Source organism: Natronorubrum tibetense GA33 (genome assembly GCF_000383975.1).
GTDB classification, from domain to species: Archaea; Halobacteriota; Halobacteria; order Halobacteriales; family Natrialbaceae; genus Natronorubrum; species Natronorubrum tibetense.
This window is the reverse complement of the sequence record NZ_KB913017.1, coordinates 3,329,797-3,347,602: the sequence shown is the minus strand read 5'-3', so window position 1 is coordinate 3,347,602 and position 17,806 is coordinate 3,329,797. Positions and strand designations below refer to the sequence as shown.

General features: G+C 51.7%; 12 protein-coding genes and 2 pseudogenes. 9 read left to right on the top strand and 5 right to left on the bottom strand.

Annotation, left to right across the window (positions count from 1 at the left end):
* Nucleotide 1: 1 nt before the first annotated feature.
* Together NATTI_RS0117200 and NATTI_RS27055 are read right to left on the bottom strand one after the other, a co-directional pair.
* Entirely contained in the window at nucleotides 2–2,122 is a 2,121-nt protein-coding gene (locus NATTI_RS0117200; protein ID WP_006090819.1) for a hypothetical protein, read from the bottom strand.
* 288 nt (nucleotides 2,123–2,410) lie between these two features.
* The gene (locus NATTI_RS27055) at nucleotides 2,411–3,370 is read right to left on the bottom strand and encodes a HEAT repeat domain-containing protein (RefSeq protein WP_244879982.1); all 960 of its coding nucleotides are present in this window, start codon (nucleotides 3,368–3,370) and stop codon (nucleotides 2,411–2,413) included.
* A 907-nt stretch (nucleotides 3,371–4,277) separates the two neighbouring features.
* Here NATTI_RS27055 and NATTI_RS26170 point away from each other — a divergent pair.
* The 5 genes and pseudogenes from NATTI_RS26170 (at nucleotide 4,278) to NATTI_RS26165 (ending at nucleotide 7,695) form a co-directional block, all read left to right on the top strand.
* Nucleotides 4,278–4,922 (top strand): hypothetical protein, encoded by a 645-nt coding sequence (locus tag NATTI_RS26170; protein ID WP_152423955.1) that lies wholly within the window; start codon nucleotides 4,278–4,280, stop codon nucleotides 4,920–4,922.
* Nucleotides 4,923–5,321: 399 nt separating this feature from the next.
* A pseudogene (locus NATTI_RS27050) lies at nucleotides 5,322–5,474 on the top strand (HNH endonuclease); the annotation flags it as partial.
* 108 nt (nucleotides 5,475–5,582) lie between these two features.
* Nucleotides 5,583–6,128 carry a hypothetical protein gene (locus NATTI_RS25515; protein ID WP_241434354.1) on the top strand — a complete coding sequence of 182 codons (546 nt, stop codon included), beginning with the start codon at nucleotides 5,583–5,585 and terminating at the stop codon, nucleotides 6,126–6,128.
* Between the two features lie 11 nt (nucleotides 6,129–6,139).
* Entirely contained in the window at nucleotides 6,140–6,613 is a 474-nt protein-coding gene (locus NATTI_RS0117180) for an EVE domain-containing protein (RefSeq protein ID WP_006090816.1), read from the top strand.
* Between the two features lie 692 nt (nucleotides 6,614–7,305).
* Entirely contained in the window at nucleotides 7,306–7,695 is a 390-nt protein-coding gene (locus tag NATTI_RS26165) for a DUF7344 domain-containing protein (RefSeq protein WP_152423954.1), read from the top strand.
* Nucleotides 7,696–7,743: 48 nt separating this feature from the next.
* On the opposite strand, the gene NATTI_RS0117165 is transcribed toward NATTI_RS26165, so the two are convergent.
* Nucleotides 7,744–8,109, bottom strand: a complete 366-nt coding sequence (locus NATTI_RS0117165; protein ID WP_241434341.1) for a DUF429 domain-containing protein — start codon at nucleotides 8,107–8,109, stop codon at nucleotides 7,744–7,746.
* A gap of 68 nt (nucleotides 8,110–8,177) precedes the next feature.
* Between NATTI_RS0117165 and NATTI_RS0117160 the strand changes: the two genes are divergently transcribed.
* From NATTI_RS0117160 to NATTI_RS27045, 4 genes and pseudogenes are all read left to right on the top strand, one after another.
* Nucleotides 8,178–10,268: a HEAT repeat domain-containing protein gene (locus tag NATTI_RS0117160; RefSeq protein ID WP_006090813.1), complete on the top strand. Its 2,091-nt coding sequence runs from the start codon at nucleotides 8,178–8,180 to the stop codon at nucleotides 10,266–10,268.
* A 51-nt stretch (nucleotides 10,269–10,319) separates the two neighbouring features.
* Nucleotides 10,320–10,473, top strand: a pseudogene (locus NATTI_RS25510) (integrase core domain-containing protein); the annotation flags it as partial.
* A gap of 97 nt (nucleotides 10,474–10,570) precedes the next feature.
* Nucleotides 10,571–11,995 (top strand): hypothetical protein, encoded by a 1,425-nt coding sequence (locus tag NATTI_RS0117155; protein WP_244879981.1) that lies wholly within the window; start codon nucleotides 10,571–10,573, stop codon nucleotides 11,993–11,995.
* Nucleotides 11,996–12,075: 80 nt separating this feature from the next.
* Nucleotides 12,076–12,747 carry a hypothetical protein gene (locus NATTI_RS27045; protein ID WP_241434340.1) on the top strand — a complete coding sequence of 224 codons (672 nt, stop codon included), beginning with the start codon at nucleotides 12,076–12,078 and terminating at the stop codon, nucleotides 12,745–12,747.
* A 425-nt stretch (nucleotides 12,748–13,172) separates the two neighbouring features.
* Here NATTI_RS27045 and NATTI_RS0117145 read toward each other — a convergent pair whose 3' ends face one another.
* Nucleotides 13,173–14,138 carry a DNA-processing protein DprA gene (locus NATTI_RS0117145; protein WP_006090809.1) on the bottom strand — a complete coding sequence of 322 codons (966 nt, stop codon included), beginning with the start codon at nucleotides 14,136–14,138 and terminating at the stop codon, nucleotides 13,173–13,175.
* Nucleotides 14,138–17,767, bottom strand: coding sequence for a metallophosphoesterase (locus tag NATTI_RS0117140; protein ID WP_019991989.1), 3,630 nt, complete (start codon nucleotides 17,765–17,767; stop codon nucleotides 14,138–14,140). Before NATTI_RS0117140 ends, NATTI_RS0117145 begins: the two co-directional genes overlap by 1 nt.
* Between the last annotated feature and the right edge of the window lie 39 nt (nucleotides 17,768–17,806).

Genomic DNA, 17,806 nt, shown 5'->3' with positions numbered 1-17,806 from the left:
ATTATGGTGCCCCGTCACGTAATTCCATCGCAATGTATTGGTCACCTCTAACTTTGACACTTCGTCTGTCGTCACTGCCCTTGCGGTGGAACCGGACGTGAGCCTCACGGAGCGAATCCATTACCTGCCTGCTACCGAGTTTCTGGTACATGCTTTCCTCAATATCTTGATTCGGTTCTTGGAATCGCTCAGCAATGTCTGGTAACGATTGTGCAAATGTGACGATCTCTTCGAAGTAGACTAAATCTCCCTTTTCCACCTCTGCTACGTTACAATAGAGCCGGATTATCTCCAGTAGTAACTCTTCAGCGCCAATCTCATCTCCATCGGCTCGGGAGTAAAGAACCCCCTCAAACATTTCTAATATTCGCGCAACGACAGTCGGAACGGTAGCTCGCGTCACTCGCTCTTCATCAACCCGGACATCGCTAAACGGCAGGTAAATCGATACGGTCGTAGTTACGTTGCCTGCATCAGGTGGATGCACGGCAACGCGAATATCCGTTCGAGCATCCTTCTCTTGTTGCTCAATATCGACAGCGAGTTCATCCGGTAAACTGACTCGAATTTGTTCTTTCAAATTCGAGCAGTAGTACTCCCACGCGTTTTCGATATCCCGTTGAAGTTTGTAATAGAGCGCCGTGTCAGCTGTTGATTCCGGATTAAGTTCGGTGGTCAGTTCTTGTTTCTTCTTGATTATGTTTGTGCCGGTTGTCGTCGTGATTTTGTAATCAGAGAGAATTGTCCGCCAGTGATCACGGTACCACTCTGCGTTCTTCTCTTCTTCCAAGGATCGGATGTTCTGTTTCGAGTGTTGGACGGGACTTAGAGCTGGAGAAATCTGAGTCCGAATCCGAGCTCGTCGCAGGAGAGCATTTTCCGCAAGAGATTCAGCATCCAAGTCAAGTTGTTCCCCAATGCCTGTCCGGATACCATCTAGAAGACCGTTCCACTGTTCATCATCTACTACAGAGGCGTCCAAGTACCGTTCAAGGAGATCAATAAAGGCTTCCTCAATCTCCTCTGACCGAACTGGAACACCATCGATATGCGGTTTCGTGTTTGGACCCCGGTATGTAAACCGGAACTCGCGTTGCCGACCATCTTCACGTGCGAGTGTGACGATTGGGAAATCGCTCCGCTGAGACCGGTATTGATCATACTCTGGGTGAGGCGTAATCCGATCCGACCATAGCTGAGCGAACTCCTCTGCATCGGACTTTTGCTCTGCGTATGCGATTTGTAGGCCATCAACGATCGCTCTAAAGAAATGACGACGCGCTTTTCGCTCTGGTAGATCGTAAGCTACGACACTTGCCGGACGGATTACTGACTCTCTGACACGCCCGTCTGCTACATCGAATGACAGACTTTCATACCATTGTTCCACAAACGACTTCGTTCCCTCTGAGGTGTCAAACTCAACTTGTGTCTCTTCTTCTACTGAAAAAGACCCAATACGTCGAAACTGGTTACGGATGATCTCAAGTTCATCTGACCCTCCACGCGACCCAACAAAGTAAACATCAAGACCTGCCAACAAAAGCTGCTGTACAACATTGGATAACCCGCCCGTAGAATGACGATCAACCAGTTCCGATAGCGGTTCGTTGACTTGGACGAGGACTGCACCACAACATTCGTTTGATTGGATATTCTCTTGCTCAGCGGCGAAGCCAGCAGCTGCCGCAAGGTCATCACTGTTAAACGAAAGCTGCTCCGGCGTCTCAATCGTCTGTTCAAGCTTCGACTTGACGTCGATTCCAATAGTCAACACATCAGCCGTGAGTCCGGCTTGATACGGATCAGCTCCATTCCTACTGAACTGCGCCTCTAACTCATCTGCTAGGGCGGCCTCATCGACACGTTCCAGCCGTGTTCGAATCTCATCAAGATAGAGATCGAGTAATGGCTTCCCGTATCGAGACCCCACCTTTGCAGATCGAAGAACCGAGTCATATGGCGAGTCAGAAATCAGGTCCGTGATCGTCACCTCTGCCTGGATACCGGGTATCTCGTCAAGCCGATCAGTCACTGTTTTACTTTGGGAAATGACTGAATCGGTAGACGAGACGAGATAATACAAACACCTCGGGGACGAAGTCAGTGTCTCGTCGTTCATTGCTATTCATAGCTTATCCCAGGGAGATAAACTACTAACGGTCGGAACTTTCACAGCGCTATCGCGCCCTCACAAAAAATCTACACCACACAATACGTTCGTGAGATCCGTCCGGTGTTCTGGGAACTCATTCCACAATAGCGCGTGAGCGACATCCCGATAGGCCGTTCCGATACGTTGTTCCAAGACCCCTTTTTCTCGTTTTTGAAAGATGGAACCGACGAGCCGATGATGATCCGATCGCCGGTTTTGACACCTTTTCCTGAGTGCTATTGAGGTGAAATGCTGTTATGGACTGTTGTCTCGTCTTCTGATTGCCATCGCCGCGTGATCTCTCACAGTCTCGTCAGGATCGTTTGCACGAAGCTCTTGGAGTATCTCTATTGAAACTGGAGCGTCAGTATTCGTAACGAGTACACAGGCGTTTGCTCGCATTTCAGGGCTGGAATCGTCGAGTGCTTTTTCGAGTTGCCGGTGGTGGTTCCGGACGGCCTCTGGATTCGCTTCTCCAGCTCGGAGAAGTGCGATCGAGGCGTTGATTCGGGCCTGGATGTTTGGATCGGTGAGTCGTGCTGCGAGGTCGTCAGCGTACTCAATGATACGATCTGGATGTTCTTGGGCGATATCTGCGAGTAATCCCGTGGCGTTGTTTCGAACTCGCTTTGTGTCGCTTTCGAGGAGTGTTGCGATCGAGTCGGTATGTGCGACCGCTGTATCAGGGTAGCCGTTGACGATATGACCGACGGCAGAGTGCGTGTTGGTTCGAATCGTTTGGTTCTCGTTGTCAAGCTGGTTGATCAGCGTATCGAGCGCAGGTAAGAGTTCTTCCGGGTATTGGTTCGAGATGCAGGTGAGTGCATACGTTGCGTACGTACGTGTGGGTTCGTCGTCGGTTGTGAGTGCGGTCGTGAGTGCTGGGACGGCGTCGATCACAGGTTCTGGTGTTTTCTCGGCGAGTTCCATCAGGCACCAGGTTGCGTGTCTGCTCGCCCCAGTATCGGTGACACCAGTAAGGCGGCTCAGATCGCTGACGTGGTTTTGCAGGTGTGAGGGGTGTCGTGCGGCGTAGGACGATGCCTTATCCACGGGAGACGTGCCGTCGGGGACATCGTCGATAGCGCGGTTGAACTCGCCCATCAGTTTTTTCGGGAGAGCGGAGAGTTTCGTGGCAGTTTTGAGGACATCGATCGTGAATTCGACTCGTTGAGCGGTTGTCAGGTACGTGGCCCGCTCGACGCGTCGCAGCATCAGTCCGGTGTCCGGCAGTTCGATGTCGGCTGTGGGTTTGGAGTTGTCTTCGTGTTCGCGCTCGGACTCAGGTTGCTCCTCGAGGACAGTGACATCAGTGATGTCTGGAAGTTGGATGCGCCGTGTGTCGCCAGCGGTTGTAGTAAAGTCGAGTGTTGCTGGTGCGTCGACCGGAAGTGCGGTTGGACGCGGTTTTTTCCACGACGCGGTTCGGAACGCGTCTTCTTCACTGCCGCTGACGGTGATTTGGGCTTCGCTGGCGGTTCGGAGTTGCTGGCGGATCGTTTCGACGTGATCTGAACTCGTATCGCTGATTGTGTCGGAGTCAATAGATGGCGGGTGGAAAAACGCGCTCAGCGAACCTGTCGTGACTGCCTCACGGAATTCCCAGGCGGTGTACTGCTCCCACCCGTCGACGTGGCTGCAGTCGCTATCACCGATAACGATGTGTTTGCGTGCGTCGGGGAAAAGTTCTGCCAGTAGTTCGAGTCGTCGTTCCCGTGACGGCCAAAAATCGTACTCACCGGACTCATCTTGTTCACCGATGATGTCGAGATCACCGTAATACCGGTCAACAGCTTCGATAACACCCGGGATACCAGCCTCGTAGACGAGTTGCTGGTTTCCAATCGCCCACACTTCGTGTTCAATGTCGTGCGCCCAGAACGTTACCCAATCAAGTGGGACGGCCGATCGGTCTGGCGGCGGGTTCACATCGACTGTCCAGTCACGATCGAATGCGAGAACGAACATCAGTTACCTCTGGTGTCAACACGAGTGGTTTCGAGGTCGGTAGCTCTTGTGTCTCGTCTATCGCACAATCTCAGCAATACCTCAACCTGAGGTGTAAATATATTATTTACTGTTATACAGCAAGACTTATATATTAGAAATATAACGTCAATATATGGGTTCGATTCAAAGGCAATTGAGGGCTATTCGTGAAATAGGGGAGATCACTGTAGAGTTATTCGACGTTGGAAGTGTTCCTGCTTCATTTGGGTGTCCAACAGACGAGGAGGGACATCTGATTCTTGAGGAGGACGATCGCTATAGGGAAAAATTGGAAGAAATGACCAGTGTATTGAGGGAGTATGGTACTCCACAAATCACAAACCCGCAGACGGGAACCGAAGCCGAACCATGGGAGGCTGCAAGAGCAATAACCGTAGAACAACATATTGCTGAAAATGTACGGTCAAAAATTGATGTTGAATATCAGGCGAATGGTATGTGCGTTATTGAAGGTTCTATCATCAATGAGGGGTCGGAAAGACAAGTAATCGACACGTTCCTTAACCATGGTGAGGAAGGAATCGATAATATCTCTCCAGTCGATATTGGGCGGCTAGTTGCTCGTGCAGAACTTATATCCTTAACAGATCATCTTGGATCGAGTGCGGACACAATAGACTACTGGATGATGGAAGAGTCATCTAGGGGTCTCTCGCAAATGACTCAGTCAGACTGGGCTGAAATAAGAGGTGTTAGCCGGCAGGCAATTAATGGACGGGTCTCCTCTGCGAAACAAAAACTCGAGGAAGATAATTAGAGTGTCGATGTCTGTACCGAATACAATCCGGGAGGGAACCGATGATCTTGGGCGTGACATTCAGCCCGAAGATTGGGCTCATCTACCGACAGGTACAGACCATGCGAAGCTCAGATGGCTTCAGCGCGGAACCGCACACAGTCTCACTGAGGCATGGCTGCATGGCTACCACGTTGGTGGAATCTCCTATAGTGGGACTTCCAAGCTCCATCCACCAAGTAGAACAATTCTAGTGGTGAAAAATGATGAAATAATAACGGTGTTGTGCAGTGAGTATACCTCATATACCGCTGATCACCTCGTCGTATGTGATACGTGCAACTTAGAATACAAACCGTCCAGGGATGATCGAAGTTGCCCGTGGTGTGAGGATGACCCAAAACAAGAGGGTGAGTTCTAATGGGTGCTGGTTATCCCAGTGACTGGAACCAACGGCGAAAGAAGATATATCAAAGGGACAACTACACGTGTCAAGACTGCGGGGAAAAAGGCGGTTCCAGGGGTGATAGTGAGCTTCATGCTCATCATATTGTCCCGAAAAGCAAGGGAGGGAGTCACAAACTCAAGAATCTCACAACGCTTTGCAAGGACTGTCACGGTAAACGGCACAGTTGGATGGGAGCAACGACTCACCGGCCTCAGAAAGGGTTCTGGAGTCGAATGTATAAATCAGCTGATGAGGAACTGAACGAGTTCTATGGGGGATGCCCCAACTGTACTGAAGCAAATCTCACAGTTCGATGGGAACAAATAACTGCCAAAGAGGAAGCTAAAGTTCTCCAGTGCTCTTCATGTGGAGCAATGTACGATGAGAGAATCACACAGGATGGTGCACGGCAAAATCTCGAATTAGTTCGTGTCGAAAATACTGAAAAAATAGAGCCGACAACTGCAGGAACTATTCAAGAGTTCAAACGATACAGAATTCGAGGTAGGATGCATAGTCGGACACAAGCAACTGATATCTTCGGTTCCTGCCCAACCTGCGGAAAGAGTGCTGCAGTAACACTCAACTCGATTTTATTTATAAAGTTCTTCAAATGCAACTCCTGTGGTACTAAGTTAAGAAAGAGAATATTACGTTCTGAATGGATTATGACGAGTGGTAACGAGTCTGATGTCGGATCTGTTCTACCATTATTCGAATGGAAAAAGAAAGCGAGAGAACAATCCAAATCACGAGATGATCTGGAAATTAAAAACTAACTTAATTCACCATGACACAAGACCTATTCAGAATCACGGTAGACGAACCGAATTACGGACAATTACTCGCATCTCCACCCACTGATACACTCTTCGACAAAGCCAATTTCTCTACCCAACAGGGCGCTCGACTTTGGGCGCAAAAAAGCAATGAGAAGGGGCAGAAGCTCTATGACACGATGAAACCAGGTGACGGCCTACTGTTCTACAAGGTCAAGCGAGGAATTGCCGATGATGAACAATTGTACGTTGGCGTAGGTAGGGTCGGTGAGAAACATCGACTAACCGAAGCACAGGCGGAGACCTTCTTTAGAACTTCAGTTGCGACACTCGCATACACTGTTACCGATTTCCAACCGATAAGAAAACCAGTCAAAGAAATCGAAACGATACTCGGGTACAGTTCCTATCCCCAGAGTAGTCATCGCGTCGTTGACAATCGATACAACACTATCGACGAAGTGCTACAGAAACTCTCGCAGTAATCGCTCAGTTGAAACGATCTCGGAGCGACCTACAAGAAGCTTGAGGGCTGAGATCAAAGCCCGAACGATTCGTAAACATAGTAAAAATAATCACGCATAATTCTTTCTCTGAAACGTCTAGACTCCTATGTAATAGCCGAAGAGGTACTGTTAAATCGAACAAAAACCGCAGTAGGGGCGAAGTCTGAGTAGCATTTCTCACGGCATAGAGTATTAATAGTTATTTCGACACTGATACTTTAGAACTACTCAACCTGATGAAATACGGCAGCTAAGGAAAACAGATAGCAAACCAACTGCATTGGATGATTCAAAGAACCCTACGCAGTCGATCTGATTTACCCGATTTAACAGTGCTAGCTTCTGGAAACCCGATGGGTAATTTCCATGGTTGTATAGTTAGCACTCAGAAATACAAGCGCTTTTTATGATTAGTCTCACATCCAGAGATAGCGCGGTCGTCCCGAAACGGGCCCGGCGGTAGGACGCCGGAACGCCGCGCTGCCTACCAATGACAGCAATCAACCCTACGCAGGTCAAGAGTGATAACTCTGTCCGACCGACAGGCAACGAGCAACCTCTTGGCTTCAACGAAGACGGACAATCCGCCCACCGCAGTGTGCGGCAGCTCGAACCATCCACAAGATCGATCCCACAACCGACTATCGACACTTGGTCATCGGAGGGCAGTCATGAGTAACGAACTCGACGATCTCTTGGAGGTCCTCAAATCCGAACGCCGTCGCATTGTCCTCGACGTCCTCTCCGAGGTTCAACGAGAGGAATCCAACGACGAAGTGACCGTCCACGCACGTGATCTCGCTCGTCAAGTCGCAGCGATCGAAGCCGGTGTAGAGTCCACCGCAGTCGGTCAGACAACTCGACGTAAAGCCGCGATCGGACTCCATCACACGCACCTCCCAGTGCTTGCAGAGCACGGGATCATCGACTACGATCAACAGAGCAAGACCGTGTCCACGACCGATCGGACACCGGTTGTGGCTCAGGTGATGCAGAGCATTGAGGAGACTATCGAGACCGCTAACAGCGACATGAGTAAACCCCCTGAGATGGATCGCTGATTTCGGGCCAGTCGCGTCGTGTCTCACGCAGAGCTACAGGCTAAGTTCTCAGCGTAACTGCGTTTCGCTTCGGTACACCATTTGCATCGGTAATCCACGCGTATCTTCCGGTGGATCCGATGGCAACTGCTGGAACTCATCGTGAGGCGCACACGCAGTGAGCGCTAAGGCGAACGCATCTAACACATCGTCAATGCCGATCTTGTACTCCAAACCTTGAAGCTCTCGAGCGATTGTTCGCCAGTCACCGGCCTCGTATTCAGGAACGGACTTCAGCGTAGACAACCGTTCTTCAACGCCGGCAGCGGTATGTTTGCTGTGTTCAAGCGGAGCTCCGTTGAACGCGCGAAAGCAGACCTTCGGATGGCCTTCGGCGAAAATCATCAGAAGAAGATTGACGAGTTCGACCAGCAATTCGCGTATCTTGACCGTAAACGAATCGAGTGAACTGAGATGCCAGCAGCGCCGAAATATACCTTACTATGATAGTTCTCGGGCTGCTTGCCCTCTCTATGGGGGCGAGTGATTGGGCAGGTGCGATGGCAACAAAGATGCACCGGGAGTACGAAGTAGGCCAAGAACGGGCCCTGCAGATAACAAATCGCGTTCGGAAACTGGTTGCCAGTCCCGATATCGAGGCGCTGGAAGAAGCGGGACTGCTCAATAAGGAGTTCACCTCGGACTTAATTCAAGATCTGATCGCGCTGCTGAACGACCAAGACGAGGAGACGATCGAGGGACGCTGGAACGGACTTGTAAGGGAGCTTGGGATCTATGATGTCGTCGGGGCTGACGCGTTCCTCTATGACCCGGCGAGCGGCGGTCTTGATCCAGACAAAGAACTGGTTTCCGACGACGGGGACTCCATCACGATCCAAGAAGCGATGATTACCGCCTGGAGGGAAGAACTCCCGATCGAAGCAATCCCTCACGGCATTCGATTAGGAAACACCGAGTTCCGGACTGGAGATAGCCGCCAGATAACACTCTCACAGTACGAAGATAGATTCGACCAGGACGTCCTGAGTGACCAACTCAGTCTGGACTTGCGAAGGCGCCGGCTTGAGGTCGATGCCGATCTGCTCGCTCTGGAGAACGTCGATTTTTCAATGAAAGCACCGCGTCAGGACTGTGTGCTCGCTATTGCCGCTGCACGCCGGTACATCCTCGAACACGGCGGTGTGTCCCGTGACGAGATCGTGGAAGCGTTGGAACCCGAGAAAAATCATCCGCTTGGGAGTAACGGTGTTCAGGCCAGAGCAAAGGGTTTCGAATACGAATTCCGGCAAAGATGGTGGGAAGATGTCGTTGCTCCCGGGCTGCGTTCGCTTCCAGATATCCAGGAACCGACCCACGAATCCGGGAAGTGGCTATCCACAGAAGCGATGACGGGAGGCTTTGAATCCGAAACCACAGTCGAAACCATCCTGGATGTCGGGTACCTATTCGAAATTGCGTACTTGGACGATAACGAAGAACAGCGGGTGGTCGGCTACCACAACGAGATTACACGGCCATCGGCAAAACCGCTCCATGGGCCCCCGGTGTTTCGATTCCAACCGATTGTCGGAAACCCCCCAATCACGATCCGTCTCCCGGCTCTGCGTGAACTTCACCCGATTTCTTTCGAACAGCTACCCGACCCGGTCTGGGATTCCGCAATTTCGGAGTTAGTGGCGATCGCCGATGAGAACGCAGAGCAAATCCCGCTCGGAGATGTTGAGGTTGTTCTCGAAGCATCTCAGAATGGCCAAGTCGAGGCCGCCACAGCACTAGAATTCATCGCTATGGTCTTCGGGGAGCGAGAAGACGTCCGTGAGACAGTTGCCGACGATTTCGAGACTATGCTCCTGGCTCGATTAGATCTCCTTACCGATCGGGAGCAAGCAGCGGAAATAGCGAAGTGCTTCGGAATTGTGGCTGAGGTAGCTCCAAAACGGGTGCTAGATGCGGTGCCTGCGATGGCGTCGGCAGCTGATTCAGCGACCTTGGAGACTCGCCGCTGGCTGCTATATACGTTCTCGAACGTCGCCGAAGCATATCCCGAGGAACTCCTCCCGGCAGTCGAGATCCTAATCAATAGTATCGACGAGCCCGATGAAAATCTACGTACGAACGCGCTCTCGACGCTCGGGGAAATCGCACAGGCCTACCCCGACGCAGCCGGTGATATCGTTGATTCACTCGGTGAATTGCTTACCAACGACGATGCGTTGGTTCGTGCGAACGCTGCTGGCCTCTTGGCCGATATTGCACAGTCGAACCCCGAAGACGTTATCGAACTTGCACCGGAGCTGGCAGAGTCTCTTACTGCTGACGACGACGAAACTAGAGTGCACACCTCAATTACGTTACTTCGTGCCGGCGAAGCGAACCCCAAAGCAGTCCGTGATGAACACGAACAATTGGTCGCAGCTCTCAGCGATTCAAATTCGACCGTGCGGGCGAACACGTGTACATTGATTGGTAACGCTGATGCGCCGGTTCCAGTTGACCAGTTACGGCTGCTCAAAGACGACCCCGATGAACAGGTTCAGGAACAGGCAACGTGGGCACTTGGTCGAATCTCCTGACCATCTCGTTTAGCCGCAGAATGGATGGAAGCGTTTAGCACCATTATGCAAATCAAAATTCGGGTTGACCGTTTCCATAACTCGTGGGTGGGCAGTCGGCGGAGTGCCCCGTAAATGGCTTGAGCAATTTGTGCATTACTACAACCATCAAAGACCGCATCAATCGCTCGATGGAAAGACGCCAGCTGAGGCGGTACTGAACTAGACAGTGCCGTGCATCTCGATTGAGAGTATCATCTGAGGTGGAGACTCGCTACCAAGCGGCCGATAACTAATTAATACAAAAATGAGTCTTTTCCGATATGGATTCGATTCGGAAGGAAACATACTCTCTACCACTATATGATACTCCACTTCGATATTGGGGTCTGCGGTCGGATTATGTAACCGATCAGGACCAAATACCGAGTGAGGATGAGACCCGTGGAAATGCAGATGAGACTATAACGATTACTCTCCGAGAAGCGCAATATGGAACGAATCGAATTGATGTTCTTCATAGGCGGGATGACGAACGTCTCGGAACATACGGGTTTGAAATAGTAGATGAAGAACGACGTACCTGCAGCTATAACAATTCCAATCCAGAGTCAGTTCCGTGGCCCGTCCGTCGCGCTTTGAAACGCTTCGGTTACCATGATCGAACGACGCCCGAGACAAACCGACGATACGTCTTTGATCACCTAATCAGTGCAACTCGATTTCTCGAGCAACACGCAAACAACGCAGATCCCCTGTTGGAGGCCTGTATCAGTCAGTTTGCAGGTGGTATCGCTACATTTGCGTTCTTCTCTTCGTTCGAACACCAGCTTCCAGAAGAAGCATTTAATCAGGTGATTGAGGAATTCGCGACGAATTTAGAGAACTTCAGGTGGTGGGAAGACGATGTTGACGAGTCGATTTTCAAGTATCTCTATGATATTGATGCAGTCACAGGTCCAGTCTACCTTCCTCGCGAAGACAGCTACCTCTGGGACGGAGTTGATAAGTCTGAATTGCCAGAAGCTCTTTTTATAGAAGAGGAAGAAGAGAAGGAGGAACCCGTTGACGATCAAGGAATCTCTATCGAGATGACAAATCCAGAGGATTCACAGTATCTCTTTGGCTCTCTCGTCTCTCGATACGCAATCGACAGATACCGATTCGCTAAACATGATAACAACCGCCTTGTGCTGGAACACGATGGCGTACCTGACCTCCCTCCCTATGGTATCATTCGGAGCCTCCAGGCGCAAGGATACTCACTAACCAACGTCCCGACATTTCATCCGAAGGATTCGCTACCAGAACTCCTCAAAACGATTGATGAACTCGTTCAATGGGTTCGAAAGCGGTACGAACCAGAACACTACAAGTCACTGGCCGCCTACTCACATTATTTTTATCCGTTACAAGAAGTCGTTTGTCTCAGTGCACTTCGGGAGGCTGACGAAACCGAATACAATAATATCCGTAACCAATTCTTTGAAAAGTACAACATTTCACCAGAATCGTTCCCCGCACGACAGCTTGATCTGCAAACAGTACAGACAATAACAAGAGAATTCATTCCTCTGTTTGGCAAAGAACAATTCTCCGCCGCAGAACGTCTCTTCGAAGAGATTCAGTACGAGAAGCGTATGCACCAACTCGAGAAGATAGCTGCTGAGTCAGATGACCTCAATCGGCCTGATGAACAGCTCCAGAAGACTCAAACAGATACTCATCCCCATCTATGGAACAAATGATCTCAAAATCAGGCCAATATTAAGCTAATTCAATATAATCTGTCAAACGGGGCCATAATGTTTATCTCCAAGTTCTGTGTGTGGAGTATTACAAAATGGCTTATCTGTCGGATTATACCCTCAAAAAGCAATCTCCTGAGAACCAGTTCGGAGTTTTACACTCAGTTGAGAAAGGAGACGAGATAACTGTTTCACTTAATAAAAAGGGAAGCATCTCAGGACCCGTTACCAGCGTCGTTGAAAACGGACCTTCAGATGATCCAGAGGAAGTGCACGCCCAATTCCAGAACTTCGAGAGCCCCTACCGGGAAGACGATATGGGACATCACACGGTTTCAATCACTCGAACAGAAGACGGAGCGTGGGGCAAAGCAGAGTTATCGTACTCCTGGACCGACACAGGACGAGTACGAAAAAACACCGTGGACACGGTTGCACGGATATGGCCAAGTCTTGCAGAACTCCAACAGAGGACCATTCTCTCTCACGAGGAAGCACAGATTGTCTCGTTGAAAGAAACCGGATTAAACAGGCAGGAGATGGCTGAGAAATGGGACTGTGACGGGATGGTGATTGATTCAATACTAGCATCGGTGAGAAAGAAACACGATCAAGCCGAACAAACCGTTGATAGATTAGAGTCGGCACCGGTCGACCTTGACGGCAAACAGTACCCATCTATTAGTCCAAATTCGGGTGAACATCACTGGCGAGACAACTTAGACCAACAGGCTGATTCTGAGCTCAAATAATTACCAACGCTCTTCCGCAAAAGATTGTTGATACAGCTCTCGATAAAGGAGTTGGAACAGAAACTGACCGTCTGATCGCCCAACGACCGGATTATAGTCTTACTCAGTTCACCACAGAATCGCAAGTCAGCTCTACATAAACAATGTGCTACACAAGAGCGATTGTGCAATTCTGCTGGGGATTCGCTACGTCCTCGAGAGTATCCGAGACGGCGACGGTAATTTAAACAGAATATCTGGTCGGACACGCCACACATATGAGCGGAAAACGACACCACTGTACTCAGTCTGTCGAGATGTACGTCCTCGAGTTCACTGGCCGATCTCGTCGACTACCACCATCCCACCGACGGGTACAACCTATCCAGTGTCCGCTAAGCAAAATTGCGAGTTCCCGATTCGGGAAACAGCTTGACTAGAAAGAGTCACCCCCAGTCATCCAGACACGTTTGGTTTGCCTGTTCCTCGAAACCGTCCGTATCACCGGGTTTTGCCTCGTCACCGGGAACTGCTTCTACAAGTTTGGCTTCGACCGACGCAGTCGAGGAGACAACCGTCGTCGCCTTGGCAGTTCGCAACTCTCTGAGGCCATTATCGGGTCGTATGTCGCGATCAGCTTTGGGAACGAATATTCGGCGATTCTGTTCGACAGCGATGTCATACTGGGCCATCGTTCCGCCCGTCCCATCGGTAGCGACGACGATTATCCCAGGGCTCAACGCAGAAATCGTCGGGTTGCGGTTGAGGAATGAATGACGAGTCGGTCCCGCATTCGGTCGCTGGTGTGAGAGTAGAAGGCCACCCGTATCGACGATATCGGAAAACAGAGCCTTGTTCTCCTCTGGATACGGGATATCTACACCCGTCCCGAGGACAACAATCGTTTCGCCAGTCGCATCGAGGGCTCCTTCGTGAGCCGCCGTATCTGCGCCTCGAGCACCGCCACTGACAATCGTATACCCTTCAGCGGCCAGCTCACACGCGATCTCACGGGTCCAGTGTTGCCCGGCTTCGTTGGTCTCGCGCGATCCGGAAACGCTCACTGCTGGCCCGTTTAACAGATCAACATTTCCCTTCGCATAGAGGACAAGCGGTGCATGATTGCGCCGTAATGATGCTGGGTACCGGTCGTCGTCGATACCGATGATCTTGATTCCATCGTTCCTGTAGCGATCGAACCGCTCGCGGTAGTTGTCGATGGTCTCCGGCAAATTCTGTAGCTGCGTGTGGGTTTCTTCATCCACATAGTGAAAGTCGTCAAATGCGGTTAACGAACTCGACCAGAGTTCCTCCGGTGTCTCGACCGCTCGATACAATTTGAGGGCGCGCTTATCACCGACTCCGTCGACATCCGTTAATGCGACTAGAGAGGCGAGATTGTCTATTTCCATTATTCTAGCCCTGCGATGATATCCGATGCGTAGGCATCGGGCTTCTTGATTTCTTTCGTCCGCATCTCGTCTTCGCCGGGTGTAAACCCGAGGGTCAGACCGACCACGCGGCCGGCCCCGGCTTCACGCAGCAGGTGCGCTCCCGCCAGTAGTGAGTTCCCGGAGGTGCAGATATCGTCGAATAGAATCACGCTTTCTCCATCGAGTGAGGCGCGGGCCCGCAATGTTGCCTCCGGATTTCGTGCGACCTTTTTGCGTTCCTCGCGTGATTTCTCGCGCTGCCGTTCCGTCGTTTCCGTTCGTTCCAGCAGCGGTGAGTAGATCGTCGATGTTTCGAGGACGGAGTCCTGCGCTAGTTCAACGAGTTGCGAGCTCAAACTTCCGGCCTCGTGGCCCGGGACAACCGTAATGTAATCGTACTCCCAGCGATCACGCAGGAATCGACGATGCACCATGTCTCGCAGCCGCGGCCGAAAGACCGAAACCGGGTCGTCCTTACCGTGCTTCGCGAGATCCCGCAGGGCGTCGAATGAACCAGATGCCGAACGGTACCAGTCGAGGCCGAAGACGGGCAGCGGACGTCGAACGGGCGACTGAGTCGGCGGTTCGACCTGTTTATACAGGTGCGTGAGTTTGCCGTAATCGAGCAGTACCGATTCAGCGTCGGCCTTCGACGTTGGCGTCGCGTCAGCTACCGGTCCCGTGATCGGTTCAGGACTTGCCGAACCTAGGTTGGAAAGCGTCTCAACATCGATCAACTGCGCACCATCCACTTGGCTGAACAATGATGTATAGAGCGTTTCGACCGGTATTGTACGGTCGGAGGCTCCGTTCTCCATCGGTAGGGGAGGATAAGCGGGGAACTCGCTTAATACCTCGAGCGCGTAGCGGAGGTCGTCAACTGAGCCGACGCTCTCCGGGAGCGGCTGCTCGATCCCCGGCGGTATCGGCCGAACGAATCGCTGTGTGTCCTCGAGATATGTCTTTTCCTCGAGCCAGTCTTGCGTCTCTTCTCGATACGATGTAACGTCGATGGTGTGATATTTGGTCACCCAGTCGCCATCGCCATACGCATGGCGATAATCAACGATTCTGAACGAGAGTCGATCCCGATGCTGTTGGCCATATCCCGATAAATCAAGATTTGAATGGCCGCTGATGCATGCTTCGAGTAGCACGTAATATTGAACGCAGGGATCGGTCAAATCATCGGGATCGATGGTGGTTCCCGGAAGTTGCATGACTGTCGAAAGGACCTTCCGAACGCTGCGGATTGCTTCGTAGCATTCGGACAACTGGTTTGCCGGGACCTCTTGCCCGTTGTAGGTGGCGACTGGCAGATCGTCTGTTGTATGCGACCGAGATGCATCAGCGGAATGGACGCGTGACTTGCACACCCTTCGAGGCTCGCCACCGGTCGCCTCGGAAGCTACGGTGACGTCCGATTCGGACGCAGTGTCGGCTGTGGCAGCTGATGAGCCATTGTTCGCCTCCACAGCCGCCGGTGTCAGCTCCCCGTTGCGAGTATTTTTCAGGATTCTCTGCGCGTGGTCCTCGACCAGTCCGTCGATCGCCTTCACCTCCTCGAGCGAGGCCGACGCCAGTTCCTCGGGAGTCGTGATTCCGGCCTGAGTAAGCACGTAGCCGGCAACCGGACCCAGTCCGTTAATCGCGTAGAGGCCGTCGCCACGTTCCATGTCGAGGACGTATTGTCGGACGTACCGCAACGCCTCGTCACGCGACGCACCCCGTTCAGTGAGATTATCAAGAGACTTTTCGATATCATCAGAATCGAGTATCGATGAGTATGCTTCAATCGATTCAACCGTCGCCTCTACATTGACATCGGCATCGGTTACGGTCGGTTGTGTGGTTGACCTGCCCTCCGCATCACGAGTCGAGTCTTCGTGAGCCATGAGGTCTTCTCGAAGCGATTCTATACTTCGGATCTGGTCGGGACCGTCCACTCCGGCGAGTTTGTAGTACAGTGGCAGTACTTCCAGGATTGTCTGCCCCACGAGTTCAACCAGGTCATCGCATGCATAGAGATCTTCTAGCGAAAGGTCGAGGGTGAGAGCGAATCCCTGGGCAATGGGATCAGCTCGTCTTGTGACGATATCCGGGGTGAGTGTCTGCCACGTTTTGTCACCAGTGACGAGGATGTAGTCCGACTGAGTGGTCAAAAAGGAGGCGACATTCGCGTGATGTGCCCAGAGATGATCGGCGATATCCTCGGTGACCGACTCCTTTACCCAGGGCCCGAGATACAGTCCGCAGATTATGCTGTGGTCGAAGAATCCGCGATTGGAATTCGTATCGATCCCGAACTCGAACTGAAGCGCACTGGCCTGCGTGCCGAGTGACCGGTACGAGTCGTGATACACACCCAGCCAAAGATAGTCCGATTCGTTGGAGTCAGGAGGTCCGATGTACGGCGAGCCCGGGTCGCCGGACCAATCAAACGACTCAAACCACGGTGCATTCTGGAAGAGAGTCTCGATCTGCGCCTGTAACCGCTCGAATTTGACCGCGAGATGTGAGGAATCGGGAGAGTTCCCGTCGGCGACCTCGAGTTTGTCGATATCATCGCGCGTAATATCTACGGACTTGATTGTCCTCGTATCCTTGGCAGGAGTGAAATTCGTTCCACCATCCGCGTCAAGAGGTGCCTTGGTCGTCCCATTGGATTCTCCCGACGCGCCATCAGAAGCATCGACATCGTCCCGTCGGTCGTAGACACGAGCGATTTCAGCCCGGTCCGATAGTTCGTTCTGGATTGCGTCTCGTGACGGGGTCGCAGGGCTGTTCTCGCCTCTCAGGATCAGCAAGGCCGCCTTATTTTTCAGATCAAGCTGATCCAGTCTTCGCTCGATGTCCTGCATGGTCGTTTGTGAATCGGTCCGAATTTCGATGCCCTCGTAATCCCGAGCGTCAATCTGACTTGGCTCAACGGAGATCGACTCCTCGGAGAATGTGTAGACGTTGATGCGGCGCGGCTGCCTCCATGTGCTGGTCTCGGCTTCGGTTTCAGTCGTCCACTGTCCTATCACTCGTTCGGGACTACCAGGAGAGAGAATTCGGCAGCCAGATTCCGTGCGGTCAACCGGCCCCTTCTGATCGCCGAGAAGCAACGCATCAACTTCTGAACCCAGGACCCTGTTGAGGGTGGAGACCTTGACGTCCTCATGTGCGCAAGCGATCCGCGGTCGCGGTGGTTTAATCTCCGGGTGATCGGTCGATCTCAGATCGGTCGTTACGTCGATGCCGCAAACCGAGACGTCACCGATGGTGTTCCACTCTGAGGTCAATGGGCGAAGTAATCCTTCCTCTCGAAATTCGTCCAGAAGGTCAGTTGCCAACTTCTCATCCCTGTTTCCGTATACCAGGTAAAACGGAATCTCTGCTTCTGCCAATCGATTCAGAGGCTTTTTGCTAGCCTCAATAATGTCCTCTGAAGGATCTTTTGTCCAGAAGAGATTGCCTGTGTGAATCACCCCGTCAACATTTTCTCGGAGTGCATACGCAATAGCCTGGCTGAAGGCAGATAAATAATCTTTACGACGGGATGTTCGACCCATATTTTTGCGGTCTAGAAACGTGTCTGTTGTGTGTAATATATTGGTTTTCATCAGCCTCTAACACCACAAGTGGTTGATTTTTCGGGAAAC